General features: G+C 72.6%; 27 protein-coding genes and 1 other RNA gene. 15 read left to right on the top strand and 13 right to left on the bottom strand.

Going from position 1 to position 26,346, the window contains the following annotated elements:
• The first annotated feature begins 50 nt into the window (after positions 1 to 50).
• The 5 genes from ftsE (at position 51) to ABD262_RS17240 (ending at position 5,691) form a co-directional block, all read left to right on the top strand.
• On the top strand, positions 51 to 740 hold the full coding sequence (gene ftsE, locus ABD262_RS17260; RefSeq protein ID WP_344138870.1) for a cell division ATP-binding protein FtsE: 690 nt from the start codon (positions 51 to 53) through the stop codon (positions 738 to 740).
• Entirely contained in the window at positions 740 to 1,645 is a 906-nt protein-coding gene (ftsX, locus tag ABD262_RS17255; RefSeq protein WP_344138868.1) for a permease-like cell division protein FtsX, read from the top strand. Before ftsE ends, ftsX begins: the two co-directional genes overlap by 1 nt.
• A 107-nt stretch (positions 1,646 to 1,752) precedes the next feature.
• Positions 1,753 to 3,114, top strand: a complete 1,362-nt coding sequence (locus tag ABD262_RS17250; protein WP_344138866.1) for a peptidoglycan DD-metalloendopeptidase family protein — start codon at positions 1,753 to 1,755, stop codon at positions 3,112 to 3,114.
• Between the two features lie 164 nt (positions 3,115 to 3,278).
• Complete coding sequence (gene smpB, locus ABD262_RS17245; protein ID WP_344138864.1) at positions 3,279 to 3,764, top strand: SsrA-binding protein SmpB; 486 nt, start codon at positions 3,279 to 3,281, stop codon at positions 3,762 to 3,764.
• Between the two features lie 4 nt (positions 3,765 to 3,768).
• Positions 3,769 to 5,691, top strand: coding sequence for a DUF2207 domain-containing protein (locus ABD262_RS17240; RefSeq protein ID WP_344138862.1), 1,923 nt, complete (start codon positions 3,769 to 3,771; stop codon positions 5,689 to 5,691).
• Between the two features lie 108 nt (positions 5,692 to 5,799).
• Here the strand turns inward: ABD262_RS17240 and ABD262_RS17235 are convergent, their stop codons facing one another.
• From ABD262_RS17235 to ABD262_RS17225, 3 genes are all read right to left on the bottom strand, one after another.
• On the bottom strand, positions 5,800 to 5,973 hold the full coding sequence (locus ABD262_RS17235; protein ID WP_344138860.1) for a CsbD family protein: 174 nt from the start codon (positions 5,971 to 5,973) through the stop codon (positions 5,800 to 5,802).
• Positions 5,974 to 6,112: 139 nt separating this feature from the next.
• Positions 6,113 to 9,490, bottom strand: coding sequence for a pyruvate carboxylase (locus ABD262_RS17230; protein WP_344138858.1), 3,378 nt, complete (start codon positions 9,488 to 9,490; stop codon positions 6,113 to 6,115).
• A gap of 156 nt (positions 9,491 to 9,646) precedes the next feature.
• On the bottom strand, positions 9,647 to 10,312 hold the full coding sequence (locus tag ABD262_RS17225; RefSeq protein WP_344138856.1) for an NAD(P)-dependent oxidoreductase: 666 nt from the start codon (positions 10,310 to 10,312) through the stop codon (positions 9,647 to 9,649).
• Between the two features lie 84 nt (positions 10,313 to 10,396).
• On the opposite strand from ABD262_RS17225, the gene ABD262_RS17220 reads away from it, so the two are divergent.
• Positions 10,397 to 10,780 (top strand): winged helix-turn-helix transcriptional regulator, encoded by a 384-nt coding sequence (locus ABD262_RS17220; RefSeq protein WP_344138854.1) that lies wholly within the window; start codon positions 10,397 to 10,399, stop codon positions 10,778 to 10,780.
• A gap of 141 nt (positions 10,781 to 10,921) precedes the next feature.
• On the opposite strand, the gene ABD262_RS17215 is transcribed toward ABD262_RS17220, so the two are convergent.
• Positions 10,922 to 11,563 (bottom strand): fasciclin domain-containing protein, encoded by a 642-nt coding sequence (locus ABD262_RS17215; RefSeq protein WP_344138852.1) that lies wholly within the window; start codon positions 11,561 to 11,563, stop codon positions 10,922 to 10,924.
• Positions 11,564 to 11,796: 233 nt separating this feature from the next.
• Between ABD262_RS17215 and ssrA the strand changes: the two genes are divergently transcribed.
• Positions 11,797 to 12,163, top strand: a transfer-messenger RNA (tmRNA) gene (gene ssrA / locus ABD262_RS17210).
• 164 nt (positions 12,164 to 12,327) lie between these two features.
• On the top strand, positions 12,328 to 13,158 hold the full coding sequence (locus tag ABD262_RS17205) for a phosphatase PAP2 family protein (protein WP_344138850.1): 831 nt from the start codon (positions 12,328 to 12,330) through the stop codon (positions 13,156 to 13,158).
• A 13-nt stretch (positions 13,159 to 13,171) separates the two neighbouring features.
• Here the strand turns inward: ABD262_RS17205 and ABD262_RS17200 are convergent, their stop codons facing one another.
• The 7 genes from ABD262_RS17200 to ABD262_RS17170 are packed head-to-tail and all read right to left on the bottom strand — an operon-like array spanning position 13,172 to position 18,910.
• Entirely contained in the window at positions 13,172 to 13,795 is a 624-nt protein-coding gene (locus tag ABD262_RS17200; protein WP_344138848.1) for a hypothetical protein, read from the bottom strand.
• Between the two features lie 35 nt (positions 13,796 to 13,830).
• On the bottom strand, positions 13,831 to 14,484 hold the full coding sequence (locus ABD262_RS17195) for a GTP cyclohydrolase II (RefSeq protein WP_344138846.1): 654 nt from the start codon (positions 14,482 to 14,484) through the stop codon (positions 13,831 to 13,833).
• Positions 14,471 to 15,190 (bottom strand): RibD family protein, encoded by a 720-nt coding sequence (locus ABD262_RS17190; protein ID WP_344138844.1) that lies wholly within the window; start codon positions 15,188 to 15,190, stop codon positions 14,471 to 14,473. Before ABD262_RS17190 ends, ABD262_RS17195 begins: the two co-directional genes overlap by 14 nt.
• Complete coding sequence (locus ABD262_RS17185) at positions 15,183 to 16,247, bottom strand: lysylphosphatidylglycerol synthase transmembrane domain-containing protein (RefSeq protein ID WP_344138842.1); 1,065 nt, start codon at positions 16,245 to 16,247, stop codon at positions 15,183 to 15,185. The genes ABD262_RS17190 and ABD262_RS17185 overlap by 8 nt, the downstream gene beginning before the upstream one ends.
• On the bottom strand, positions 16,244 to 17,428 hold the full coding sequence (locus ABD262_RS17180) for a glycosyltransferase family 4 protein (protein ID WP_344138840.1): 1,185 nt from the start codon (positions 17,426 to 17,428) through the stop codon (positions 16,244 to 16,246). The genes ABD262_RS17185 and ABD262_RS17180 overlap by 4 nt, the downstream gene beginning before the upstream one ends.
• 10 nt (positions 17,429 to 17,438) lie before the next feature.
• Complete coding sequence (locus tag ABD262_RS17175) at positions 17,439 to 17,828, bottom strand: 6-pyruvoyl trahydropterin synthase family protein (protein WP_425564893.1); 390 nt, start codon at positions 17,826 to 17,828, stop codon at positions 17,439 to 17,441.
• 14 nt (positions 17,829 to 17,842) lie between these two features.
• Positions 17,843 to 18,910 (bottom strand): zinc-dependent alcohol dehydrogenase, encoded by a 1,068-nt coding sequence (locus ABD262_RS17170; RefSeq protein WP_344138836.1) that lies wholly within the window; start codon positions 18,908 to 18,910, stop codon positions 17,843 to 17,845.
• An 88-nt stretch (positions 18,911 to 18,998) separates the two neighbouring features.
• Between ABD262_RS17170 and ABD262_RS17165 the strand changes: the two genes are divergently transcribed.
• The 3 genes from ABD262_RS17165 (at position 18,999) to ABD262_RS17155 (ending at position 22,072) form a co-directional block, all read left to right on the top strand.
• A complete protein-coding gene (locus ABD262_RS17165) occupies positions 18,999 to 19,802 on the top strand; it encodes a CDP-alcohol phosphatidyltransferase family protein (protein ID WP_344138834.1) in 804 nt (267 codons plus the stop codon).
• Positions 19,799 to 21,607: a CDP-alcohol phosphatidyltransferase gene (locus ABD262_RS17160; protein WP_344138832.1), complete on the top strand. Its 1,809-nt coding sequence runs from the start codon at positions 19,799 to 19,801 to the stop codon at positions 21,605 to 21,607. The genes ABD262_RS17165 and ABD262_RS17160 overlap by 4 nt, the downstream gene beginning before the upstream one ends.
• A 72-nt stretch (positions 21,608 to 21,679) precedes the next feature.
• The gene (locus tag ABD262_RS17155) at positions 21,680 to 22,072 is read left to right on the top strand and encodes a hypothetical protein (protein ID WP_344138830.1); all 393 of its coding nucleotides are present in this window, start codon (positions 21,680 to 21,682) and stop codon (positions 22,070 to 22,072) included.
• Positions 22,073 to 22,123: 51 nt separating this feature from the next.
• Here ABD262_RS17155 and ABD262_RS17150 read toward each other — a convergent pair whose 3' ends face one another.
• Positions 22,124 to 22,501 (bottom strand): thioredoxin family protein, encoded by a 378-nt coding sequence (locus tag ABD262_RS17150; protein ID WP_344138828.1) that lies wholly within the window; start codon positions 22,499 to 22,501, stop codon positions 22,124 to 22,126.
• A gap of 2 nt (positions 22,502 to 22,503) precedes the next feature.
• A complete protein-coding gene (locus ABD262_RS17145) occupies positions 22,504 to 23,145 on the bottom strand; it encodes an SIMPL domain-containing protein (RefSeq protein ID WP_344138826.1) in 642 nt (213 codons plus the stop codon).
• A gap of 23 nt (positions 23,146 to 23,168) precedes the next feature.
• Here ABD262_RS17145 and ABD262_RS17140 point away from each other — a divergent pair, with 23 nt between their 5' ends.
• The 4 genes from ABD262_RS17140 to ABD262_RS17125 are packed head-to-tail and all read left to right on the top strand — an operon-like array spanning position 23,169 to position 26,278.
• Complete coding sequence (locus ABD262_RS17140; RefSeq protein ID WP_344138824.1) at positions 23,169 to 23,933, top strand: class I SAM-dependent methyltransferase; 765 nt, start codon at positions 23,169 to 23,171, stop codon at positions 23,931 to 23,933.
• On the top strand, positions 23,933 to 24,385 hold the full coding sequence (locus ABD262_RS17135) for a hypothetical protein (protein ID WP_344138822.1): 453 nt from the start codon (positions 23,933 to 23,935) through the stop codon (positions 24,383 to 24,385). The genes ABD262_RS17140 and ABD262_RS17135 overlap by 1 nt, the downstream gene beginning before the upstream one ends.
• Positions 24,386 to 24,402: 17 nt before the next feature.
• A complete protein-coding gene (locus ABD262_RS17130; protein WP_344138820.1) occupies positions 24,403 to 25,857 on the top strand; it encodes an NAD-dependent malic enzyme in 1,455 nt (484 codons plus the stop codon).
• A complete protein-coding gene (locus tag ABD262_RS17125) occupies positions 25,850 to 26,278 on the top strand; it encodes a VanZ family protein (protein ID WP_344138818.1) in 429 nt (142 codons plus the stop codon). The genes ABD262_RS17130 and ABD262_RS17125 overlap by 8 nt, the downstream gene beginning before the upstream one ends.
• The last annotated feature ends 68 nt before the right edge of the window (positions 26,279 to 26,346 follow it).

Here is a 26,346-nt window from a genome sequence, read left to right as displayed (position 1 = left end):
GTCTCCGTCCCGTTCCGTCCGTATCTCCCCGTGAGGCTCACCCAGCGCGCATGATCCGTTTCGAGAACGTCAGCAAGGTCTATCCCCGGTCGACCCGACCGGCGCTGAGCGACATCAACCTCGAGGTCGAGCGCGGTGAGTTCGTCTTCGTCGTGGGCGCCTCCGGCTCGGGAAAGTCCACCCTGCTGCGCCTGGTCCTCAAGGAGGAGGGCGTCACGCAGGGGACCGTCCTGGTCGCTGGCCAGGAGGTCGGGAGCCTCCCGGCGCGCAAGGTGCCGCGCCTGCGGCGCGAGATCGGCACGGTCTTCCAGGACTTCCGCCTGCTGCCCAACAAGAACGTCTACCAGAACGTCGCGTTCGCGCTCCAGGTGCTCGGCCGCTCCGGCCACGCCATCCGCCAGGTCGTCCCCGAGACCCTCGAGATGGTGGGCCTGGAGGGCAAGGAGAAGCGCCTCCCGCACGAGCTGTCCGGTGGCGAGCAGCAGCGCGTCGCCATCGCGCGGGCGTTCGTCAACAAGCCGCCGATCCTGCTGTGCGACGAGCCGACCGGCAACCTCGACCCCACCACCAGCCTCGACATCGTGCGCCTGCTCGACCGGATCAACCGCACCGGCACGACGATCGTGATGGCCACCCACGACGACGACATCGTCGACCAGCTGCGCAAGCGCGTCGTCGAGCTGCGCAACGGCCACATCATCCGCGATGAGAACAAGGGCGTCTACGGGAGTGGTCGCTGATGCGCGTGCAGTTCATGCTCAGCGAGATCTGGATCGGCTTGCGCCGCAACCTGTCCATCGCGATCTCGGTGATGCTCGTGACGATGGTGTCGGTCTACCTCATGGGCATCGGGTTCCTCGCCCAGGGACAGGTCGACACCCTCAAGGGGTACTGGTACGACCGCATCCAGGTCTCGATCTTCATGTGTGGCAAGGACTCCCTCGACGTCAACTGTGACGGCAAGGCGGTCACCGACGAGCAGCGTGACGCCCTGCGCTCCCAGCTCGACGAGATGAAGCCGCTGGTCAAGAACGTCTACTACGAGTCCGAGCAGCAGGCCTTCGACCGGTTCAAGGAGCAGTACCGCAACTCGCCGCTGTCGGACTACCTGCAGGTCGGCGACATCCCGCAGAACTTCCGGGTGCAGCTGTCCGACCCCAAGAAGTACGACGTCGTGGTGAGCGCGTTCGAGGGGGCGCCGGGGGTCGGCCGCGTCCAGGACCAGCAGAAGACCCTCGACAAGCTGTTCAAGGTCATGAACGTCGTCACCATCGGCTCGCTGTTCCTCGCCGGGCTGATGGTGCTCTGCTCGATCCTGCTGATGGCCACCACCATCCGCCAGGCCGCGTTCAGCAGACGGCGCGAGACCGGGATCATGAAGCTGGTCGGTGCCTCGAACTTCACCATCCGGCTGCCCTTCGTGATGGAGACGGTGCTGGCCGCCCTGACCGGCACCGGCCTGGCCATCGCCGGCCTGTGGGTGACCGCCGACTCGCTGCTCCCACGGGTGTCCGCTGTGCTGCAGGACGCTCCGCTGGTCGGTGCCCACGACATCTGGTTCGTGGCGCCGTGGCTGGTCGGGTTCATGCTCGTGGTCTCCGTGCTCACGTCGTGGGCCACCCTGCGCCGCTACCTGCGCGTCTGAGCGGGCGTCGCCGCACCAGGCAGCAGCGGCGCAGAAGTGGGCCGATCGGGCATTTCACAGGTGCCAATCCCCAGATACGCGTGTGGTGTGTGTTACCAATGAGGCCTATGAGCGCTATCCCCCCTCCTCGCGCCCTAGACCGTGTCGGCCGCAGCTCCCACCGCGTCCGCCTCCTGGCTCTCGGGCTGGCGGTCGCCTGCTCCGTCGGGGTCGCCACGCCGTCGCTGGCCGCTGCTCCCGTCCTGGGTTCCACGGTCGGGAGCGCGCCGGGCGCAAAGGACCCGGGCAAGGCGAAGAAGCAGGTCGACAAGGAGATCGAGGCGCTCAAGGGCGACCTCGCGGACACCTCGACCAGCCTCCGGAACGCCTACGTCGCCCTGCGCCGTACCCAGGCCGCGCTCCCCGGCGCCCAGGCGGCGCTCGACCGGGCTTCCGCGGCCGTGTCCAAGGCCGACGCCTACAACGACGAGATGGCGGTGCGGCTCGACGTCGCCCGCGCCAACGAGGCCCGCGCGGTCGACGAGCTCGCGGCCACCCGCGCCCAGCTGGCCGAGACCCGCATGCGGGTGGCCCGCTTCGCCGCCCAGCTCTACCAGGACCAGGGGATGGGCCAGCTGTCCGTGGCCCTGAGCGCGACCACGCCCGACGACTTCGCCAACCGCATCGCGATGAACGACACGGTGATGGACGTGCAGAACCAGTCGCTCACCCGGCTGGCCACCGCCCGCGCCGCCGCGACCGCCCAGGAAGCGCACATCAAGGCGCTCAAGGTGCAGGTCGAGGCCGCCAAGAAGCAGGCCGAGGCCGCGCTCGCCAAGGCCCAGAAGGCACGGGCCGCCGCGGCCGCCGCGAAGCAGAAGCTCGACGCCCTCGCCGCTCAGCAGACCGCCCAGTCAAAGGCCCTCGAGGCGCAGAAGCGGGCCGAGAAGGCCAAGCTCGACGCCGCCCAGAGGGAACAGGCGAGGCTGCAGCGCGTCCTCGTCGCGCGAGCCAGGGCCGCCAAGGCCGCGGCCGCCCGCCGGGCTGCCGCCCTGCGCAAGGCCCACAAGCCGGTGCCGCCGCAGATCACCTCGTCCGGCGGTTACCTCTCGCGGCCGTCCGACGGCTGGATCTCCTCCGAGTTCGGCATGCGCTTCCACCCGATCCTGCACTACTGGCGCCTGCACGCCGGGCGCGACTTCGCCGCCGACTGCGGCACCCCGATCAGGGCCGCCGCACCCGGCCACATCATCTCGCGCGGCTGGGGTGGCGGCTACGGCAACCGGATCATGATCGACCACGGCATCATCCGCGGCGTCGACCTCGTGACGACCTACAACCACATGGAGCGGTACGCCGTGAGCGGCGGCAACGTCTCGCGCGGGCAGGTCATCGGCTACGTCGGGACCACCGGCTCGTCGACCGGGTGCCACCTGCACTTCGAGACCTACGAGGACGGCATACCGAGGGACCCGCGGCGCTGGCTCTGAGGCCCGCGACCGGTGGGCGGGTACCCCTTCGGCGCGCCGCACGGAAACCGACTGGCCGGCCGACCCGGTCGGGCAGGTAGCGTTGCCTCGCTGGGGTCGGTAGTCGACTCCGGCGGCGGAGCGGATGACCGCTGGGACGACGTAGACGAGGACGTGGACGGGCAGTGGCCAAGGAACAAGGTCGCAAGGTGGTGGCGAGCAACAAGAAGGCGCGCCACGACTACCTCATCGAGGACACCTTCGAGGCCGGGCTCGTCCTGATGGGCACCGAGGTGAAGTCGCTGCGGATGGGGCGCGCCTCCCTCATCGACGGGTATGCCGCGTGGCGGGGCGACGAGCTCTGGCTCGAGGGCGTGCACATCCCCGAGTACGTCAACGGCAACTGGACCAACCACACCCCGCGCCGCCGCCGCAAGCTGCTGCTGCACCGGGCCGAGCTGGCCAAGATCATGAAGAAGTCGTCCGAGAGCGGCCACACGATCGTGCCCTTGCAGCTCTACTTCAAGGACGGCAAGGCCAAGGTCGAGATCGCGATCGCGAAGGGCAAGAAGCAGTACGACAAGCGGCACGCGCTGCGCGAGCGGCAGGACACCCGGGACACGCAGCGCGCGCTCAGCCAGGCGCGGCGCGCCTCGGGCGAGGGACGCTAGGGGCATGCGCGTGCGTGGGGGCGGACGCCGGTATGCCGCCGGGGCAGGGCTGGCCGTGCTGTTCGCCTCCGCGGCGCTGGTCCTCGGCGCCTCCAGCGCCCTGGCCGCCTCGCCGGACGACCTGGCCACCCGGTTCCACGTCGACATCAGGGCCAACGAGGACGGCTCGCTCGATGTCGCCGAGAACATCACCTGGCACTTCCCGGACGGCGAGGAGCGGCACGGCATCGAGCGCTACGTCACGGTGCGGGTCGGCTACCAGGACCGCGAGGACACCTTCCGCGAGTACCCCCTGAGCCACGTGACGGCCACCTCACCCTCCGGGGCGCCGGCCGACGTGTCGATCACCGACGCCACCGACGGCTCGTCGGTGCGGATCCGGGTCGGCCGGGCCGACGAGACGGTGAGCGGCACGCAGACCTATGTCGTGCGCTACCACCTGGGCTCGTACGTGAACGGCTTCACCGACCACGCGGAGGTCTACTACAACCTCGTCGACGCCTCCGACGACAACGTCTACGAGGACGTCAGCGCCACCGTGACCGGCCCGGGGGCGAGCGACCGGGCCGAGTGCTTCATCGGGGAGTTCGGCTCGACCCAGCGCTGCACGGCCACGCCCGGCCCCAGCGCCCGGTTCAGCGCGGCGAAGGCCGGTGCCGGACAGGGTGTCTCCATCCTGGCGTCGCTGCCGCGCGACGGGTTCGGCCCACTCGAACCGGTGCTGCACGAGGGGCAGGTGTCCGACAACGGGGTCGTGGTCACCTCCACGACGTCCAAGGCGCTGGGCGCCCTCGCCGCCGGGGCAGGGGTCACCCTGCCCCTGCTCGCGGCCGGCCTGATGGGGACCCTCGTCTACACCCGCGGGCGCGACGAGCAGTACGCCGGGCTCACCCCGGGGCTCAGCCCGGTGACCGGCGAGCAGGTCCCGGTGGTGCGGGGTCGCAGCGGCCCGGTCGCGGTGCGCTTCACCCCTCCGGACGGCGTGCAGCCGGGCCTGGTCGGCACGGTGATCGACGAGACGGCCAACACGATCGACGTCTCCGCGACGATCATCGACCTCGCCGCCCGAGGTCACCTCACGATCGCCGAGGAGGACGGGGGGTTCCTGCAGGGGAAGGACTGGCGGCTCACCCGCACCACCCCCACGGCCGAGCAGTCCCGCACGGCGCTGCTGCCCTACGAGGAGGCCCTGCTCGTCGGGCTCTTCGAGAGCGGCCCCACCCGCACCCTCTCCAGCCTGAAGAACCACTTCAAGCCGACCCTGGGCCGGGTCCAGCAGCTGATGTACGACGAGGTCGTGCGTCGTGGCTGGTTCCGCCGCTCGCCGGAGTCGCAGCGCGCCACCTGGACGGCGCTCGGCGGGGTCATGGTCGTGGGGTCGTTCCTGCTCTTCGCCTGGCTCAACGGTCCGCTGTCCCAGCTCGGGGCCGGCGCCGGCCTGCCCGTCCCGCCGGCCTTCATCCTGCTCGGCGGTCTGGTGCTGGCCGGGCTCATCGTCGGATTCCTCGGCCGGCGGATGGCCGCCCGCACCGCCGAGGGCAGTGCCGTGCTCGCCCAGTCCGAGGGCTTCAAGCAGTACCTCGTGACGGCCGAGGCCACCCAGATCAAGTGGGAGGAGGCGCAGGACATCTTCAGCCGCTACCTCCCCTACGCGATCGTGTTCGGGGTGGCCTCGCAGTGGGCGGCCACCTTCCGACAGGTGGCCGAGGCGGCGGCGGCCGCCGGGCACACGATGGCGGCGCCGCTCTGGTACGTCGGCTCGGGCGCCTTCGACTACGACGGCATCGCCCGCGACATGGACTCCTTCGCAACGACCGCGGGCGGCACGTTCACGAGCACCCCCGGCAGCTCCGGCGGGTCGGGCTTCTCCGGTGGCGGCGGCTTCTCCGGCGGCGGTGGGGGCGGCAGCTCGGGCGGTTCCTGGTAGACCCCGTGGGGCCCGCGCGGCACGGCGCGGGCCGGTCCCCGTCCCACCCCCCACACACACAGGTATGCCGCGCGCGAAGGTCCGCGCGCGGCATACCCGGGGGTGGACTCAGTTCTTGAACGCGTCCTTGACCTTCTCGCCGGCCTGCTTGAGGTCGGCCTCGGACTGGTCGGTCTTGCCCTCGGCCTCGAGGCGCTCGTTGTCGGTCACCTTGCCGGTGGCCTCCTTGGCCTCGCCGGTCACCTTGTCCTTGGCGTTGTCGAGCTTGTCATCGAAACCCATGGGGGTCCTCCTCTGTCGGATGCGAACGGATGGGTCGTGCTTCGCGACAGCAGCCGCTTCTTGACCGCCTGCCTTCCGACCGTAACCCGAAACGGACATTTCCGCAGGTCAGGGGACCTGTGAATCTGGGTGCGGACGACTAGCCGAGCACGAGGATGAGGTCGCCGCCCTCGACCTGCTGCTGCGAGCCGATGGCCAGGCGCTGCACCGACCCGGACACCGGAGCGGTGATGTTGGCCTCCATCTTCATCGCCTCGATGGTGGCGACGACGGCGCCGGCCTCGACGGTGGCGCCCTCCTCGACGGCGAGGCTGACCACCCCGGCGAACGGCGCCGCGACCTGGCCCTTGGCCGACGGGTCGGCCTTCTCGGCGGCCTTGACGTCGACCGCGATCCGCTCGTCGCGCACCTGCACCGGTCGCAGCTGACCACCCATCGTGAACATCACGGTGCGCATGCCTCGGTCGTCGGCGTCCGACACCGACTGGAGGCCGAGCAGCAGGCGCTTGCCGGGCTCGAGGTCGATCTCGTGCTCGAACCCGACCTCCAGCCCGTGGAGGAACTCGCGGGTGCCGAGGACGGCCAGGTCGGAGTAGGCGTCGCGGGACTTCTCGAACTCGGACGTCGGCCCCGGGAAGAGCAGCCGGTTGAGGGTGTGTCGCGGGTCGGCCTTGAGCGCCTCGCGGTCGTCGTCGGCCAGCTCGGTCACGCGCGGCTTGGGCGTGCGACCCTCGAGCGCCTTGGTGCGGAACGGCTCGGGCCAGCCGCCGGGCGGGTCGCCCAGCTCGCCCGACAGGAAGCCGATCACCGAGTCGGGGATGTCGTACCTGGTCGGGTTGGCCTCGAAGTCGGCCGGGTCGGCCTTCGCCCCGACCAGGGCCAGGGCGAGGTCACCGACGACCTTGCTGCTGGGGGTCACCTTGACGATGTTGCCGAGGATGCGGTTGGCCGCGGCATACATGTCCTCGACCGCCTCGAAGTGGTCGCCGAGCCCGAGGGCGATCGCCTGCTGGCGCAGGTTGGACAGCTGCCCGCCCGGGATCTCGTGCGTGTAGACGCGGCCGGTGGGGGAGGGCAGCCCGGACTCGAACGGGAAGTACAGCTGTCGCACGGCCTCCCAGTAGGGCTCGAGGTCGTTGACCGCCCTGAGGTCGAGCCCGGTGGCCCGCGGGGTGCCGTCGGTGGCCGCGACCAGGCTCGACATCGGCGGCTGCGAGGTAGTGCCCGCCATCGCCGCGCTCGCGACGTCGACCGCATCCACGCCGGCCTCGATCGCGGCCAGCAGGGTGGCAAGCTGGCCACCCGCGGTGTCGTGGGTGTGCAGGTGGACCGGCTGGTCGAAGCGCTCGCGCAGGGCCGTGACGAGGGTGCGGGCCGCGGGGGCACGCAGGAGCCCGGCCATGTCCTTGATGGCGATGACGTGGGCCCCGGCCTCGGCGATCTGCTCGGCCAGGTGGAGGTAGTAGTCGAGGGTGTAGAGCTTCTCGTCCGGGCTGGTCAGGTCGCCGGTGTAGCAGAGCGCGACCTCCGCCACCGCGGTGCCGGTGGCCCGCACCGCCTCGATGGCCGGGCGCATCTGGTCGACGTCGTTGAGGGCGTCGAAGATGCGGAAGATGTCGATGCCCGTGCTGGCCGCCTCGGTGACGAAGGCATCGGTGACCTCGGTCGGGTAGGGGGTGTAGCCCACCGTGTTGCGCCCGCGCAGCAGCATCTGGAGCGGGAGGTTCGGCATCGCCTCGCGCAGGGCGGCGAGGCGGTCCCACGGGTCCTCCGCGAGGAACCGGAGAGCGACGTCGTAGGTCGCACCGCCCCAGGCCTCGACCGAGAGCAGCTGCGGCGTGAGCCGGGCGACGTGGGGAGCCACGTGCATCAGGTCGCGGGTGCGGACGCGGGTGGCCAGCAGCGACTGGTGGGCGTCGCGGAAGGTGGTCTCGGTGACGGCCACGGGGACCTGCGCTCGCAGCTCCTCGGCGAAGGCCTGCGGGCCGAGGCGGAGCAGCCGGTCGCGAGCGCCGGGCGGCGGGGGAGTGGACCGGTCGATCGCCGGGAGCTTGGAGCGCGGCGAGACCCGGGTGCGGCCCGGTCCGTGCGGTTGGTTGACCGTGACGTCGGCGAGGTAGGTGAGCAGCTTGGTCCCGCGGTCGGCCGGGATCCGTGCGGTGCGCAGGTCGGGGCGCTCGTCGATGAACGACGTCGAGAGCCGTCCCGCCTGGAAGTCGGGCTCCTCCAGCAGGGCCTGGAGGAACGGGATGTTGGTCGACACGCCGCGGATCCGGAACTCCGCGAGGGCCCGGCGGGCGCGACGCACGGCGGTCGGGAAGTCGCGGCCGCGACAGGTCAGCTTCACCAGCATCGAGTCGAAGTGGGCGCCGATCTCGGCCCCCACGAACACGGTGCCGCCGTCGAGCCGGACCCCGGCCCCGCCCGCGGAACGGTAGGTGGTGATCCGGCCGGTGTCGGGGCGGAACTCGTTGGCCGGGTCCTCGGTGGTGATCCGGCACTGGAGTGCGGCCCCGCGGATCTGGAGGGTGTCCTGCGAGAGCCCGAGGTCGGCCAGGGTCTCGCCGCTGGCGATCCGCAGCTGCGAGCTCACCAGGTCGACGTCGGTGATCTCCTCCGTCACGGTGTGCTCGACCTGGATGCGGGGGTTCATCTCGATGAACACGTAGCGGCCGTCGGGGGAGAGCAGGAACTCGACGGTCCCGGCGTTGACGTAGCCGATCTCCTTGGCGAACGCCACGGCGTGGGCGCACATCCGCTCGCGCAGCTCGGGGTCGAGGTTGGGGGCCGGGGCGATCTCGACGACCTTCTGGTGGCGCCGCTGCACCGAGCAGTCCCGCTCGAACAGGTGGATGACGTTGCCCTCGCCGTCGGCGAGGATCTGCACCTCGATGTGGCGGGGCTTGACCACGGCCTGCTCGAGGAAGACCGTCGGGTCGCCGAACGCCGACTCGGCCTCGCGCATGCACGCCTCCAGCGCCTCGCGCAGGTCCTCCCGGCGCTCGACCCGCCGCATGCCACGCCCGCCACCGCCGGCGACGGCCTTGGCGAAGATGGGGAAGCCGATCTCCTCGGCCGCCGCGACGAGGGTGTCGATGTCCGTGCTGGGTTCCGCGCTCTGCAACGTCGGGAGCCCGGCCTTCTTGGCCGCGGCGATGGCGCGGGCCTTGTTGCCGGTGAGGTGCAGGACCGAGGCGGGCGGCCCGACGAACGTGACCCCGGCGGTGGCGCAGGCCTCGGCGAGATCGGGGTTCTCGGACAGGAAGCCGTAGCCGGGGTAGATCGCGTCGGCCCCGGCCTCGACGGCGGTCCGCACGATCGCCTCGGGGTCGAGGTAGGCCCGGACCGGGTGGCCCTCCTCGCCGATCCGGTAGGCCTCGTCGGCCTTCAGCACGTGCTCGGACTTGCGGTCCTCGTAGGGGAAGACCGCGACCGTCTTGGCGCTGAGCTCGGTGGCGGCGCGGAACGCGCGAACCGCGATCTCACCCCGGTTCGCGACGAGGACCTTGCTGAACACTTGACCTCCAGGGGGGTCGGCTCCCGGGCGGTGGTGGGAGCCGGCGAAGTTCGAGGAGCACGGGGACGGGCAGCGCCTCCGATCCTAGTGAGGTCCCGACTCGTGAGACGGCCCGCCCGCGATGCGGACGGGCCGTCTGGTCGGCCGGGGTCGACGTCAGCTGGCTACGGTGAAGCGCCGGCGGCGGTGGCGCGGCTGCTCCAGCTCGTCCACGAGGGCGACCGCGTAGTCCTCGGCGCTGATCGAGTCGCCGGCCGGGGAGTCCAGGGCGACCCGGTAGCTCCCGGTGCGCTCGCCGGGCGCGATCACCGGGGCCGGCGACACGAAGGTCCAGTCCAGGTCCTCGGCTGCGCCCAGGAAGAGGTCGAGGGCGGCCGCGCCCGAGCTGGCCTCGGCGGCATACTCCGGCGGGAAGCCGGGGGAGTCGAGCAGGCGGGTGCCCTCGGGCGTGAGCAGCGAACCGGCGCCGCCCACGAACAGGACGCGCGCCCCGATCGCGTGGTCGACGAGGTTCTGCACCGCGTCGAGCCACGTCTGGTGGCTCTCGCCGGTGCGGCTCGGACCGGTCGCGGAGAGGACCACGTCGTGGGTGGTGGCGGCTTCCTTGACCGTCGTCTCGTCGGCCAGGTCGCCGGTGGCGGCCGTGATGCCCGGCGGCAGCTGGCCGCCGCGCCGGGTGTAGCCGGTGACCTCGTGACCGCGCGAGACGGCCTCGGCTGCGATCCGCGACCCGACCATGCCGCTGGCGCCGAACAGCGCGATCTTCAGCGGACGGGTGGGGACTGCGGAGCTGTCGTGCGTGGCTGCGCTGTCGTGGCTCATGGTGGTGCCTCTCATCGGGGGAATGGGTGTTGGCCCGACAGTAACTATTGGTTACTGAGCACTTCAACGTGCTATAAGTACCTTATGGTTACTAAGCGCGACGTGCTGGAGCGAGGCAACGCCTTCGACCCCGACTGCCCCACCCGGGTGGTGCTCGACCGGATCGGTGACAAGTGGACGGTCCTGGTGATCGGTGCCCTCATGGAGGGTCCGCTCCGCTTCACCGCCCTGCGCCAGCGCGTGGGTGGGGTCGCGCCCAAGGTGCTCACGCAGACCCTGCGGGCGATGGAGCGCGACGGTCTCCTCACCCGCACGGTGTTCGCCCAGGTGCCGCCGCGGGTGGACTACACCCTCACCGACCTCGGGGTCTCGCTGGGGGGACCGATCGCCGTGCTCACGGACTGGGCCGAGGCGCACGTCGGCCGGATCGTCGCCGCCAGGGACGACTTCGAGGCGCACGGAGCGTAGGCAGCCCGCCGCACCACCAGTGAGGACGTCGCGTGAACCGCGCCCCGGTGGTTCGCAGGGGCACCTCGACGCAGGAGTCACCGGGGTCGACCGAGCCGCGGGAGCCTGGTGTGACGCCCGCGGCCCGGTCAGCTGTTCCGCTCAGAGGTCGAGCGGACGCAGCACCTCGGAGATCCCGTGCGCGATCTGGGCGTTGCCCTTGTTGAGGTTGGCCCGCACCACGAAGGGGTTGCGGTCGGTCGGGTCGTTGTCCACCAGCGACACGAAGCACCGTCCGACGACGTCGACCTGGATGGTGCCGCCGGACGCCGTGGTGAGCGTCGCGCCGTCGGCAGCCAGGGCCTGCCGGTAGGTGATCGTGGCCCCCGGGACCACGTGGTAGAGCAGCACCGCCTCGACGGTGTCGATGCCCAGCGAGGCGACATCGGCGAAGACCGCCGACTCCGACGTGTAGTGCTTGCCGGTGAGGTCGGAGGCGAGGTGGCGGAAGGCCCGGTCGGTGGGCAGGAACGCCGTGAGGGCGACCTTCCCGTCGGCCAGGACCCCGACCGGCGACCCGGGCTTGGCGGTCAGCACCGCCGTGACCGCGTTGTCGACGATGTCGAAGTCGTTCCAGTTGCGGTCGAAGCCGGACCCGTCCCTCGCGAGCACCGCAGCGAGGCTGCGCGTGCCGGTGGGGGACTGGTCCCACCCGTCGGCCGAGGCTGATGGTGCGCTGACGAAGGCGGCCGTGCCGGCGAGGCCGAGGGCCGCCACCGCTGTCATGAAGCGTCGAGCGATCATGCTTGTCCTCCAAGTTCCACTGCGGTGTGGTGGTCCCGGGTGCGCGGTCACCGCCGGCCACGCGTCCGGACCCTGCAGAGGGTGTTCGACACCACCCTCGAACCGGATTGGACAAACCTTGGACAGCCGGGCCGAGGAAATGCGGACGGCCCCGTCGGCGTTGACCGGTAGGCTGTGAGAGCAGCACCAACTGAACAGTGGACGTGTGAACACCCCTGCACTCGCAGGAGCACGGGGGTGATCGGTTTCGACATTGGTCGGCATTTCAGGAGAAGCGGGTCGAGGATGCCCGGTTATCTCGTTAACGATCTGGGCAAACCAATAGGTGCCGATTCCAAGCGCACCGACTTCGCCCTCGCCGCCTGAGCGAGCTCCGAAGTCCGTCAGCCTGAGCTAGTTCTCGACTCAGTGTCTGGCGTCAGCTAGAGAACTTGCTGCGTAGTCATGTCGGGGGACTGCGCGGGACTCTTACTCGACTGGGCCTGTCAGTGGACGTGTGCGTGCGAGCACTGGGGCCGAGAAAATCCACAGCGCACTGCACCCGGAGAAGTCCTGGATTCCCGTCAGTGGACGCGGGTTCAATTCCCGCCACCTCCACCACCGCGGTGTTCACACGCCAGTTCAGCCATCGAGGCCCGGTCGTTCGCGACCGGGCCTTCGTGGTGCCCGGGGCGGGGCCACACGCGCTCGCCGGCCCGGCGGCATACCGGCGTCGCCGCAGGCCAGTGGGTATGCCGCGGGGCCGGCTTTGCGAGGATGGGCCCATGCTGCGCGACGACACCCCCGCCGAGGAACGGATCGGGTCCCGCGACCTGACCGACTGGCGCTCCCCCGTGGGGCGGCGGCTGGCGGGCTGGGTGGTCGGGCACGCGGCCGACCTGGCGCGCTGGAGTGCCGCCCACCTCGTGCTCGTCGTGACGGCCGTCGTCGGGGGCGCCGTGGCGGTCGCCCTCACCGCCGTGGCGGCCGAGGTCTACGACGCGGTGACCGAGGCCGACGGCATCGCCGGGCTCGACCAGCCGGTCCTGGACCAGGCCATCGCCTGGCGCTCGCCCGGGCTCGACCACGCGGTCACGCTCTACACCGATGTCGGGGGCCCGGTGGGGATGCCGATCGTGGCCACCGCGCTGACCCTCCTGATGGTCTGGCGGTGGCGCTCGCGCACGCCGTTGGTGCTCGTGCTGATCGCCGCGGTCGGCTCGCTGGCCATGACGACGACCGGCAAGGCGCTGATCGGGCGAGCCCGCCCGCCGTTGTCGGACGCCGTGCCGCCCTACGAGACCTCCCCGAGCTTCCCGAGCGGCCACACCCTCAACGCGACGGTCATCACCGCCGTCCTCGTCTACCTGCTGCTGCGCCGGCTGGAGTCGGTCTGGGCGCGCAGCACCGCGGTCGTGGTGGGGGCGGCCTTCGTGCTCTCGATGGGGCTGACCCGCGTCTTCCTCGGGCACCACTGGCTGACCGATGTCGTGGCCGGGTGGGCCCTCGGGCTCGGGTGGGCGGCCGCCGTGGTCACGGCCCACCGGTTGTTCCTGACGGTGCGCCGCAGCGCGCCACACGACCGGGTCGAGCCGGCGCAGGCCGAGGTGACCTGAGACCCGGCGGCGCTCAGGCGAGGTCGGCGACCCAGTGGTCGCCTTCCTCGCGGAAGCCCAGCCGGGCGTAGTAGGGGTTGACCATGCCGGGTGGGGTGACGATCTGGCGGATCCCCTTGCCGCGGAACAGTCCGCTGCTCCGGTAGACGAACTCGCCCGGGGAGAAGTCGCGGAAGCGCGGGGTCACGTAGTCGAGCTCCACCTGGGCCACACCGTCCCCGGCGTCGCGGACCACGACGACCCCGACGGTCTCGTTGCCCCGCTCGACGAGGTACGCGCTGCGACCCGAGCCGAGGGCGCCTGCGTCGAACTGCGGGAAGAAGCGGCGGATGTCGGCACCCTGGACCTTGAGGAAGTGCTGGAGGTAGGACTCGTCCGCCCCCACGGCGACGACCTCGTAGACGGACTCGTCGCCGCGCTCCCGCAGCAGCTTGGTGATCATCCAGATGTTGATCCCGGCCGTCACGGTGTTCATCCCGACCATCGGCCACACGTGGAGCATTGCGTTGAACACGATGAGCGTGCAGCTCGCGGTGAGGTTGAGCAGCCGGAAGCGCAGCACGCGCTGCTGGAGGAGGGAGAAGATGAGCAGGGCGGAGCCCGCCCACCCCAGGGCCTGGATGGACCACGAAGACATGCCCGCAGTCTGCCAGCGCACAGGGGCGCCGCGGTTCACCCCTGCAGCAGGTCTCCGGGTGGCAACGACTCCGGGTGCCGGCGCAGCTTCGTCGCCAGGTAGCGGCCGTTGGCGTCGGACCGGTGCACGCCGGTCGGCACCCGCTCGGCGACGTCGACCCCGAGCCGTTCGAGCTGCGCGACCTTGTCGGCGTTGTTGGTGAGCAGCGCCACGCGGGTCACACCGAGCGCCCCGAGCATCTGGGCTGCGACGGTGTAGTCGCGCGAGTCCTCCGCGTAGCCGAGCGCGAGGTTCGCCTCGTAGGTGTCGAGCCCCTGGTCCTGGAGCACGTAGGCGTCGAGCTTGGAGTAGAGGCCGATGCCGCGTCCCTCCTGACGCAGGTAGAGCAACAGGCCGCCCTGCTCGGCAAGGCGGTGGAGGGCCTCGTCGAGCTGCGGACCGCAGTCGCAGCGGCGGCTGCCCAGGACGTCACCGGTGAGGCACTCGCTGTGCACCCGGGTGAGCGGCGGCGGGCCGAGCGCACGATCCGTCGGCAGTGGGTGCGCCCAGTCGCCCAGCCCCAGGGCGAGGTGCTCGCGATCGTCGAGCAGGCCGGCGAAGGTGAACGCGCGTGCCGTCGTCCGGAGGCCGTCGGCCAGGGTGAGCGGGATGCACACCTGCGCGCGGATGGTGGCGTCAGCCGGCACCATGTCGTCCTCCCGGCCGGCGCCCGTCGAAGCGGGGGGAGAGGGCGTAGCGCAGCAGGGCCACGTCGCCGATGTGCCGCACCTCCACCAGGTCTGCCCGGCGGCCGGGCGACCACGGGAACCGGGCGTCACCCACGAACCGGCGGGCGCGGGAGTCGCCCACGAAGAGGGGCGCGACCGCGAGCTGGAGCTCGTCGACGAGGTCCTCGCCCAGCAGCTGGGTGAGCACCGATCCGCCTCCTTCCACCATGAGCCGTCCCACCCCTCGCCGGGCCAGGTCCTCACCGACCCAGCGCAGGGTGACCGGGCTCCCGGCGTCGACGACGGTGGCCGCGCCGTCGAGACGGGCTCGCGCGGCGTCCACCGAGACGGTGTGGCAGTAGACGAGCTTGTCGACCCCGTCCGGCGCGAAGAACGCGGAGTCGCGGTCGAGGTCGGCGCCGTTCGTCACGGTGACCTTCACCGGCGACGGCGGGCAGCCCCGGGCCACCCGGTCGGCGCGGCGCTGCGCCGACCGGACCAGCAGGCGGGGGTTGTCGCTCCGGATCGTCGCGGCGCCGACGAGGATCGCGTCGCAGCCGGCCCGCTCGCCGTCCACCCGGTCGAAGTCGGCTGCGTTGGAGAGCTCCAACCGACCGGGGGTGGCGCTGTCGAGGTACCCGTCCATCGACATGCTGCAGCTGAGCAGGGTGTAGGGGCGGTCAGGCACGAGCGACCTCCTCGGCGCGGCGAGCGCCGACCGCCAGCCGACGGGCTCGCCCGTGCGCCACCACCAGCACGACGGCTCCGGGAAGGCTGGCGACGAGGACGAGCACGCCGTAGACGACCGCCGTGGACAGGCCCGTCTCCGCGCCGAGCCCGGCAGCGCCGAAACCCCATGCCGCGACCCCCTCACGCGGGCCCCACCCAGCGAGGTTCGTCGGCACGACCATCGCGACGAGCACGACGAACGCCAGGGGCACGAGCTGGGTCGCCGAGGCGGTCGACCCGGCCGTGCGTGCCGCCACGAGGAAGGTGAGGACGTGACCGCTGACGGCCAGGGCCGACGCTGCCGCCACGAGCGGCCAGGTGCGACGGGCGAGGAGCCCACGGCGGACGTCGGCCACCCAGACTGCCCAGGGCCGGATCCGCCGCGCAGGTCCCGCGGGTCGTCGCGCCCTCACCCACGCGACCCCCAGGCAGAGCAGCAGGCCGACGACGACCGCGGCTCCCAGCCACGCGGGGGCGGGCCGCACCGGCGAGGGCAGGACCGACAGCACCACCAGCGCCATCGTCGCCTGCACGACCTGACCCGCGGCGCGCTCGAGGACGACGGACCGCAGGCCCCGGCCCGCGCTACCCGTGCGACGACCGTGCCGCACCCCCCGGTGCACGTCGCCGAGGACACCGCCCGGGGTGGCGGTGTTGAGGAACTGCGAGCGGTAGCAGGCGGCGACCGCTGCGCCCAGCGGCACCCGCGCGCCGATGGCCGTGGCCACCAGGCTCCATCGCCAGGCACAGCAGACCGTGGTGAGCGCGGTGAGGACGAGCGCGGCGCCCACCGCCCGTGCGTCGATGGCGCCGACGGCGCGCAGCGACTGGTCGACCCCCAGCCGCCACACCAGGACGCCGAGGACGGCCACGCCGCCGAGCCGGCGAACCAGCGGCGACCGGGCCACGCGGCGCGCTGCCGTCGCCACCGAGTCCACCGAGTCCACCGAGTCCACCGAGTCCACCCAGCCCACCGAGTCCACCGGCCGCGGCCGGCCGCGTCGGGTCAGCGTCATGGCGCGCGCCTCTCGGGTCGGGGTGCGGGGTCGGGTCGGCCTCCGTCTGGGTCTGGCCCTGCACCAACACCTACGTAGGCCGTGCGGCTGCGGTTCACCTGCGCCACCTCGGCGAGCAGGTCCGACACCCGGCGGGCGGTCGCCGACCACGGCTCCGAGGTCGTGCTGCGCTCGCGGGCAGCGCTGCGCCACCGCTCCCGCACGGTCGGGTCGTCGAGCCAGGACCGAAGGGCGCCGGCCAGTGCGGCCCCCGGGTCCACCAGCCGACCCGGCTGGTCTGCGCCCGGCGCGGCGCCCATCGCCTCCTCGAGGCCCCCGACGGCCGCGGCCACCACGGGCAGGGCCCGCGCCAGCGCCTCGGTCACCACGAGGCCGTAGGTCTCGATCCGTGACGGCACGACGACGAGGTCGGACGCGGCATACGCCCGGTCGAGGGCCTCGCCGCCCAGGGTGCCGGTGAACGTCACCCGGTCGGTGATCCCCGCGTCCCTGCACCTGGCGCGCAGCCGCGCCACGTGTCCGGGCGCGCGGTCGAGGGGGCCCGCGCAGACGAGCCGCCAGGGGCGGTCAGGCAACGAGGTGAGGGCCTCCAGCAGCTCGGCGTGCCCCTTGGCCGGCACCACCGCGGCGACGGTGAGCAGCGCGCTGCCGTCGGCGGAGCCGGTCGCCGGCCGGGCCCGGTCGGCCCCCGGCCGGGCCACCCGGATCCCGTGGGGTGCCAGGTCATAGGAGGCCCGGAGCCAGTCGGCCGTCCACCCGCTCGTGGTCAGGACTGCCGCCGCGGCGGTCAGGACCGCCCGCTCGCCGTCGGCCGTGCCCGAGGGGAGGGCGCCCGCCGGCCCGCCGGCGGCCTCGGCCGCCAGGGGGTGGCCGAGCGGCAGGTGCACCAGCACGACGATCCGCAACCGCCCGGCCGCCGGCAGCAGGACTTCGGGGTGCGCCGAGGCGACCAGGCCGTCGACGAGGACCACCGAGCCCTGCGGCAGCGACGCCAGGGTGCCGGCGAGGCCGTCGAGGTATCCGGCGTCCGGGTGTGGCCAGTCCCCGGGGAGGAGGTGCAGACGCACGTCCCAGCCGAGGTCCCGCAGACCGGCGCAGACCCGGCGGTCGTAGGTGTTGCCTCCGCTCGGGCGGGCCGGGTCCGCGACGGAGTCGGGGACGACCACGTGCACCGTGCTCACGGCGGCACGCTCACAACCCGCGCTCGTAGCTGGCCCAGGCCACGGGTGACTCCGCCAGGGTCACCGTGATCGCGCTGATCTCGGAGGCGCCGGCACCCAGGTCGCCGGCGTGGACGCGGTCCGCGAGACGGTCGGCGACCAGCCTGGCCAGGGCCTCGGTCGTGGTGTTGCCGCCAGTGAGGGTCGGGTCGTCGTCGAGGTTGCGGTAGTCGAGGTCGGCGAGGACCGCCCGCAGCTGCTCGCCGGCGCGGCCGATGTCGAGGACGATGCCGTCCTCGTCCAGGTCGGCGCGGTGGAAGGTCGCGTCGACGACGTAGGTGGCGCCGTGCAGCGACTGGGCGGGACCGAAGACCTCGCCGCGGAAGCTGTGGGCGATCATGATGTGGTCCCGCACGGTCACTCTGAACACGGTGCCTACCCCTGGTGGTCGGTGCCGTCGGTGCGGCTGTGGGTGCTGCTGTCGAGGGTGGGGCCTGCGTCGACCTCGTCCGCGCCCTCGTAGGTGATGAGCTGGCAGATGGCCGGGAGGCTCCCCTCCGAGAGACGGGCCATCGTGGTCGGGAGTTCAGCGAACGCGGACCGCCCGGTCACGAGGGCGTCGAAGGCGGGGTCCCGCAGCAGGTCCAGGGCGAGGGCGAGCCGGTCCGCGGGGCTGCGGCTGGACCGACGTGCGAGGGACACGGCGCCCACCTGGCTGGCCCGGATGGTGAGCCGGCCCGAGTGGAACGAGCCGCCGAGCCCGAGGCTCACCTCGCGGTCCCCGTACCAGCTCAGCTCGACCACCTGGCCCTCGGCGGCCAGGAGGTCCAGCGACAGCCGGAGGCCCGCAGCGGTGGCGCTGGTGTGCACGACGAGGTCGTGGGTGCCGACTCCGGAGCCCGACCCGGCGTCGCCCGCGAGGGCGAAGTCGACCCCGAGGGCGGCGGCCACCTCGGCTCGTGCGGGGTCGATGTCGATGAGCGTCGTCCGGACGCCGGGAAGGCGGGACACCAGGCGCGCGACACAGCACCCGACCATGCCGGCACCGACCACGGCGACCCGGTCACCGACCAGTGGCGCCGCGTCCCAGAGGGCGTTGACCGCCGTCTCGACGGTGCCGGCGAGGACCGCCCGCTCGGGCGGCACCCCGTCGGGGACGACCACGACGGCGTCGGCCGGCACGACGAACCTGGTCTGGTGGGGGTGCAGGCAGAAGACCAGCCGGTCACGCAGGTGCGCGGGCCCTTCCTCGACGATCCCCACGGTGAGGTACCCGTACTTCACCGGCCCGGGGAAGTCCCCTTCCTGGAACGGCGCCCGCATGCTGGTGTACTGGCTCTCCGGGACCCGTCCTTCGAAGACCAGCGTCTCGGTGCCCCTGCTGACGGCGGAGTTGACCGTCCGGACGAGGACCTCGTCGGGACCGGGTGGGGGCACCGCCACGGGCCGGAGCTCGCCCACCCCGGGTGCGGTCAGCCAGTATGCGAGTGCAGCCCCGGACACGGCCCCACCCTAGCGATCACCCGGTGTACCGCCCGGTGAACTCGCGCCCCGGCTGGGCCGTCCTAGGGTCAGGCTCGAGACTGGAGGTGTGGTGCGCCGCAGTGCTGTCCCCGTGGTGCCGATGGCTGCGCAGTGGGCGCTGCTCGGCATCCTCCTGTGGGCGCTGGCACCGTGGCCCCTCGCGGGGGTCGTCGTCGCCATCGCGGGTGCCGGGGTCGGCTGGTTCGTCCTGCTGCGGGCGCTGGGCCACGACGGTCGGGGTCTCGGACCCGCGGACCACGTGACGGTCACGCGTGCCACGCTGGCCTGCGTCGTCGCCGCGCTGACCACGAGCTGGGTCCTGGGCGGCGCGACCGCAGCGTCCGCCGACACCGCACGGGTCCCCCTGGTGTTGCTCGCGTCGGTGGTCCTGGCGCTCGATGCCGTCGACGGCTGGGTCGCTCGACGCACCCGGACGGCCTCGGCCCTCGGCGCCAGGCTGGACATGGAGGTCGACGCCGCCCTGATCCTGGTCCTGAGCGTCGCCGCCGCCCTCGTGCTCGGCTGGTGGGTGCTGGCCATCGGCCTCCTCCGCTACGCGCTGCTGGGCGCCACCCGAGCCGCGCCATGGCTCGGCGGCGAGGTCCCACCGCGCTACTGGCGCAAGGCAGTGGCCGCGCTGCAGGGGATCGTGCTGACCGTGGTGACCGCCCAGGTCCTGCCGCACCCGGCGCTCGTCGGCCTGGTGGGGCTGGCGCTCGCCCTGCTCGCGTGGTCGTTCGGCACCCAGGTCGCAGGGCTGTGGCGGGCTCGGGCCCCCCGGCCGGCCCCTGCCGCCGAACGCCCTTCGGTGCTGCGTGCGACCGCCGCCCCAGCGGCTGGCCCCGGGCCGTTGCTCGAGGCCCCGCCGTGACGTCCGCAGGCCCCGTCGAGCCGGGCACCGTCGGGCCGGGCACCGTCGGGCCGGGCACCGTCGGGCCGGGACCCGTCGAGCCGGGCCCTGTCGAGCCGGGCCCCGGAGGTGGGCGACTGCGCCGCGGTCTCGCGCTCGCGGTCACGCTGCTGCCGCTGCTCACCGTGTGGGTGGTGCTCGTGGCGCCGGACGACCCGGCCGGCCAGCCGCTCACCTGGCTGCTCCGGCTCCCGCTCGACCCGATCCTGGTCCTCCTCGTGCTCCTCGTGCTCCGCGACCCGTGGCGTCGTCGGGTGGCGCTGGTGGTCGGGGCGCTGCTGGGTGTCGCGACCCTCGTGAAGCTGCTCGACATCGGCTTCACCTCGGCGCTGCGCCGCCCGTTCGACCCGGTCGCCGACTGGACCTACCTGCGGTCCGCGCGCGACCTGCTCGGTGACTCGGTCGGCCCGTCCTGGGCGACCGCAGCGCTCGTCGCGACCGCGGTCGTGGTCGTGCTGCTGCTCGGGGTGGTGCCGTGGTCGACCCGCGCCCTCGTGCGCCGGCTCGAGCCACACGTCGGCCGGCACCCACGCGGGTGGGTCCGCGCGCTCGTCGTCCTGGTCGTGATGTGGCTGGTGGCCGCCGCGACCCAGGTCCAGGTGGGGCCGGGAACGGCACTCGCCTCCACGTCGTCCGTGGGGCTCCTCGGCGACCACGTCACCCGGGCCCGTGCGGCGCTGCGCGACCGGGCCACCTTCGCCGCTGCGGTGGCCGCCGACCCGTTCGCGGAGACGCCCGCGGCCGACCTGCTCACCGGGCTGCGCGGCAAGGACGTGCTGTTCGCCTTCGTCGAGAGCTACGGCGAGGTCGCCGTCACGGGACGCCCGGAGCCCGCCGGAGTCGGGCCGGCCCTCGACCGGGCCACCCGCGAGCTGGGCGCGGCCGGCTACTCGACCAGCAGCGCGTGGCTGGACTCGCCCACGTTCGGGGGGATCAGCTGGCTGGCCCACTCCACCCTGCAGTCGGGCGTGTGGGTCGACAGCCAGCGGCGCTACGACCAGCTCATGACGAGCGACCGGCTCACCCTGAGCAGGGCCTTCGGCCGGGCCGGGTGGCGCACGGTGGTGGACGTCCCGTCGAACCAGCAGGACTGGCCCCAGGCGCGGTCGTTCTACCACTACGACCAGGTCTACGACGCCCGCAACGTGGGGTATGCCGGGCCCCGCTTCGGCTACGCCACCGTGCCGGACCAGTACACCCTCAAGGTCTTCGCCGACCGCGAGCTGACCGCCCGTCCGCGCGCGCCGGTGATGGCCGAGCTCGACCTCGTGAGCAGCCACGTCCCGTGGGCGCCGCTGCCCCGACTCGTCGACTGGGACTCCCTCGGCGACGGGTCGGTGTTCGGGCCGATCCGTGACCGGGCCGCCACCAGGGCACAGGTGTGGCGCGACCCGGCCTCGGTGCGGGATGCCTACGCCGAGTCGGTCACCTACTCGATCGACAGCCTCGTGCAGCTCGTGCGACGGGCCGGCGACCCGAACCTCGTGGTGGTGCTGCTCGGCGACCACCAGCCCTCGACCGTCGTGTCGGGCCCCGGGGCGAGCCACCGGGTGCCCGTCACGTTCGTCGCCCGCGACGCCGCGGTGACGCGACGCATCGCGGGATGGGGCTGGCAGGAGGGCATGCGCCCCGCTGCGGACGCGCCGGTGTGGCGGATGGATGCCTTCCGCGACCGCCTGCTCACGGCCTTCGGCTCCCAGGGCGACGCACCTCCCGGCACACCGGCCGCCGCACCCTCTGGCGCACCTGTGGCGGCGGCCCGCTGAACCCCGGCGGTGGCTGACCCGTCCTCACGGGTGGAGGCCGGCACCGGGCCCGGCCCCGAGAAGGAGGTCACCATGAAGTGGCACGCACTGGGTGCGGTGGCGCTGGTCGTGTCGGCGGCGGTCCACCTCAAGCTCTGGTTCGGCGGGGTGCGGGACCAGTCCGTCGGCCCCGCCTTCCTCGTGAACGTCGTGGCCGGGGTGCTCATCGCGGTGTTGCTGCTGACCTGGCAGCACTGGGTGCCCGCTTTCCTCACGCTCGGCTTCGGCCTGTCAACGCTGGGGGCGTTCGTCATCTCGACGACGGTGGGCCTGATGGGCGTCCACTCCCACTGGTCGGGGTTCGCCGTGTACGCGGCCGCCGTCTCCGAGGTGGTGTGCATCGGCGTGGGCGCGATGCTGCTGCTGGCGGCCCGCGCCCACCGACCGGTCCTGGGCGACCGGGCGGCCAGGACCAGAGCGGTCTAGCGAGGAGCAGAGCGGCCTGGGTGGCGACCCGAGCGGCCGGGGCCGAGCGGCCTAGGCCTGGGCCGGCTGGGACTTCTGCGACTCGATGTCGGCGCGCACCGCGTCCATGTCGAGGCCCTGCACCTTGGTGATGACGTCCTCGAGCATCGGCGCCGGGAGGGCCCCGGCCTGGGCGAAGACCAGGATGCCGTCACGGAACCCCATCAGCATGGGGATCGAGGTGATGTTGGCGGCGGCCGCGAGAGCCTGCTCGGCCTCCGTGTCGACCTTGCCGAACACGACGTCGGGGTGCTGCTCCGAGGCGGCCTCGAAGACCGGTCCGAACCGCTTGCACGGTCCGCACCACTCGGCCCAGAAGTCCACGAAGACGGTGCCGCCCTCGAGGATCGTCTTCTCGAAGTTCTCTGCCGTCAGCGTCGTGCTCGCCATGTCTACGTCCACTCCCATCGGACCGCGACGGTCGCGGTCACCGAGTTCTCGCCCAGCTCGACGGACAGGTCTGCTGCCTTGCCGGCCGCCATCATGGCGAACCGTGGCTGGGCTCCTCCCCGCTCAACGTCGCAGACCCGCTCAACCTTCCCGAGCGTGCGACCGGCCAGGGCGGCATACTGCTGCGCCTTGCCCAGGGCGTCGGCGAACGCTGCCTCGCGCGCCTGCGCGAGCAGGGGAGCGGAGTCGGCGAGCTCGAGACCGATGCTGTCGATGGTCAGGGCGTTGCCGGCGGCCCCGGCGAAGGCTTCCACGAGGCTCCCGACCAGCCCCGGGTCGCGGACGGTCACCGACAGGCTCTGGTATGCCGTGTAGCCGACGACCGTGACCCCCTCACGGTCGTGGCGGGGGTGGACCCCGGTGCCCGTGGTGCGCAGGTCGGCGTCCGCGATGCCGTGGTCGCGGGCCGCCTGGGCCAGGGCGCGGGCGCGGTTCCCCGCGTCGGCGAGCGCGGAGGAGACGTCGTCGGCGTCGCAGCGGACCCCGGCTCGCACGCGGACCACGTCGGGGGTGGCGGACGCGGTCCCCGAACCGGTGACCTCGACGTGGGGAGCGCCACCAGCCGGCCCGCTGTCTCCTGTCATGGGTCCAGCCTAGGCTTGAGCAGATGAGCACCGAAGGAACCAGCACTCGCTCCGCTGCCGCCGACACCCCGACCGCCGACGCCCCGAGCGCCGACGCCCCGAGCACCTTGAGCCCGCGCGCCGACACCCCGAGCGCGCCCGGGACGAGCACCGACGAGATCCGTCGATACTGGGACGACTTCGCGGCGGAGTACGACAGCTACCCCGACCACGGGCTCCTCGACTCCGACACCCGGTCGGCGTGGAAGGACCTCCTGCGCACCTGGCTGCCCACCACCTCGTCCGAGGTGGCCGACCTCGCCTGCGGCACGGGCACGATGAGCGTGCTGATGGCCGAGCTGGGGCACCGGGTCCGGGGGGTCGACCTCTCGGCCGAGATGGTGCGCCTGGCCCGGGCCAAGGCCGCACCGTTCGGGGCCGCCGTCGAGGTGCAGCAGGGCGACGCGGGCGATCCGCCGTTCGAGCCGGCCTCCGTCGACGTCGTCTTCGCGCGGCACATCCTGTGGACGTTGCCCGACCCGACCGCGGCACTGCGCCGGTGGGCCGCCCTGCTGCGCCCGGGTGGCCGGATGGTGCTGGTCGAGGGGCGGTGGGGCCTGGAGTCCGCGGCCGGCAAGCCGGCCCTGCCCTGGAGCGCCGGGGTGCCGTCGGAGGAGCTCGCGGCGGTCGTCAAGGAGCTGGTGGGGGAGCCGGTCGTCGTGCAGCTCACCGACTCGGTCTACTGGGGCAAGGACATCGAGCACGAGCGCTACCTCCTGCGGGCCGTCGCACCCACGGCGGCGACCTGATGCACGCGCGGGCGCGCCGCCTGACGGTGGTGGGCTGGGTGCTCGCCACGCTGGCCGCGCTGATGGTCCCGTGGACGGCATACCTGTTCGTGGCGCTGCCCGGCAGCGCTCGCGCGGCGCACTTCGACCTGGCCTGGGGCGGCTTCGACCTGGCCCTGCTGGTGCTGCTCGCGCTGACCGGCTGGGCCGCCGTCCGTCGGCGGCGCTGGCTCGCCGCGGTGGCGGGGGCCAGCGCCGCGCTGCTCGGCGCCGACGCCTGGTTCGACGTCGTGACCTCGTCGACCGCGGCGGAGCGGTGGGTCGCGCTGGCCATGGCGCTGTGCGTCGAGCTGCCGCTCGCGGTGGTGTGCGTCTGGTTGGCCGTGAGCGGGCAGGACTTCGTCGACCGACGGCTCGCGATGGCCCGGCAGGTGAGAACGGGCGTGGACCCGGTTCGGCATACCCCGCGGTAATCGGGAGAATGCCCGACATGACCGCAGCCCCGTCCGTGTCCAACTCCATCACCGTCCGGCTGACGCTCCCGGCCCGAGCCACCGCCGTGTCCGAGCTCACCGGGGTCATCGAGGAGGGTGGCGGACTGGTCACCGGGCTGGACGTCACGGCCTCCGGCGCCGACCGCCTCCGGGTCGACGTGACCGCGGCCGCTCGCGACACCGACCACGCCGACGCGCTCGTCGCGGCGATGCGCGAGGTGCACGGCGTCGAGATCGGCAAGGTCTCCGACCGCACCTTCCTGGCCCACCTCGGCGGCAAGCTCAAGATCGAGTCGAAGGTGCCGATCCGCAACCGCGACGACCTCTCGCTGATCTACACCCCGGGTGTGGCGCGGGTCTGCATGGCCATCGCCGAGAACCCCGCCGACGCCCGGCGCCTGACCATCAAGCGCAACACGGTGGCCGTGGTGACCGACGGCTCCGCCGTCCTGGGCCTGGGCAACATCGGCCCGCTCGCGGCGCTGCCGGTGATGGAGGGCAAGGCAGCCCTCTTCAAGCGGTTCGCCGACATCGACGCGTTCCCGATCTGCCTCGACACCCAGGACACCGAGGAGATCATCCGCGCGGTCAAGGCGATCAGCCCGGTCTTCGCGGGCATCAACCTGGAGGACATCTCGGCCCCACGGTGCTTCGAGATCGAGGCCCGGCTCCGGGAGGAGCTCGACATCCCGGTCTTCCACGACGACCAGCACGGCACCGCCATCGTCACCCTGGCCGCCCTGCGCAACGCCCTGCGCGTCGTCGGCAAGGAGCTGAGCGAGTGCCGCGTGGTGATGTCCGGCGCGGGCGCCGCCGGCACCGCGATCCTCAAGCTGCTGCTCAAGGCCGGAGCCACCGACGTGGTGGTGGCCGACCAGTTCGGCGTGCTGCACCGCGACCGGGACGACATCGCCTCGGGGCACCACCCGGCCCTGGCCTGGTCGGCCGAGCACACCAACCAGCGGGGCGTCACCGGCACCCTCAAGGACGCGCTCGCCGGCGCCGACGTCTTCGTCGGGGTCTCGGCGCCGGGCATCCTCACCGGTGACGACATCGCGACCATGAACGACGGTGCGATCGTCTTCGCCATGGCCAACCCCGAGCCCGAGGTCGACCCGATCGCGGCCGCCCAGCACGCGGCGGTGGTGGCCACGGGTCGCTCCGACTTCGCCAACCAGATCAACAACGTGCTCGTCTTCCCGGGTGTCTTCCGCGGCCTGCTCGACGCGGCCTCGACCTCGATCGACGAGGACGTCATGCTCGCCGCGGCGAAGGCGCTCTCGGAGGTGGTGCACCCCGAGGAGCTCAACGCCGCCTACATCATCCCCAGCGTGTTCCACCCCGACGTGTCGAAGGTGGTCGCGGCCGCGGTGAAGGCCGCCGTGCTGGGCACGACGCCGGAGCAGGTCCCCACCCGTCGGATGGCCGAAGAGCCCGAGCTCATTGGCTAGCGCATCGCCCGACGACCAGGCTCCGGCCAGCTCGGTGGGCGTCGTGCTCGGCGCCGACCCGGAGCCGACCAGTGTGGTCGCCCGCCCACGGCACAGGGCAGCCGTGGTCTTCGGCGTGCTGCTCGTCGCCCACCTGGCCGCGCTCTACTGGCCCCGGGTCGACCTTGAGGGGCCGGTCACGTGGAGCGACAAGGTCGTCCACGTCCTGCTCTTCCTGGCCCCCACGCTGGCCGGCCTGCTCGCCGGTGTGCGCCCGGCCTACCTCGTGGCGCTGCTGGCACTCCACGCCCCGGTGAGCGAGCTGCTCCAGCACTACCTGCTCCCGAACCGGTCGGGTGACGCCTGGGACGCCGTGGCGGACCTCGCGGGCGTGGTGCTGGGGGTCACGTCCGTGGTGGTCGGGAGGGCGCTGCGGCGCTGATAGACTGGGCGGGCTCAGATCGGCGGCGCTGGCAGCGCCATCAGGTGGCACAGGCGCCACAGACGCAT

It is taken from the genome of Pedococcus bigeumensis, from assembly GCF_039531795.1.
GTDB classification, from domain to species: Bacteria; Actinomycetota; Actinomycetes; order Actinomycetales; family Dermatophilaceae; genus Pedococcus; species Pedococcus bigeumensis.
The sequence above is the reverse complement of the archived record's forward strand: the minus strand, read 5'-3'. Positions and strand labels throughout refer to the sequence as shown.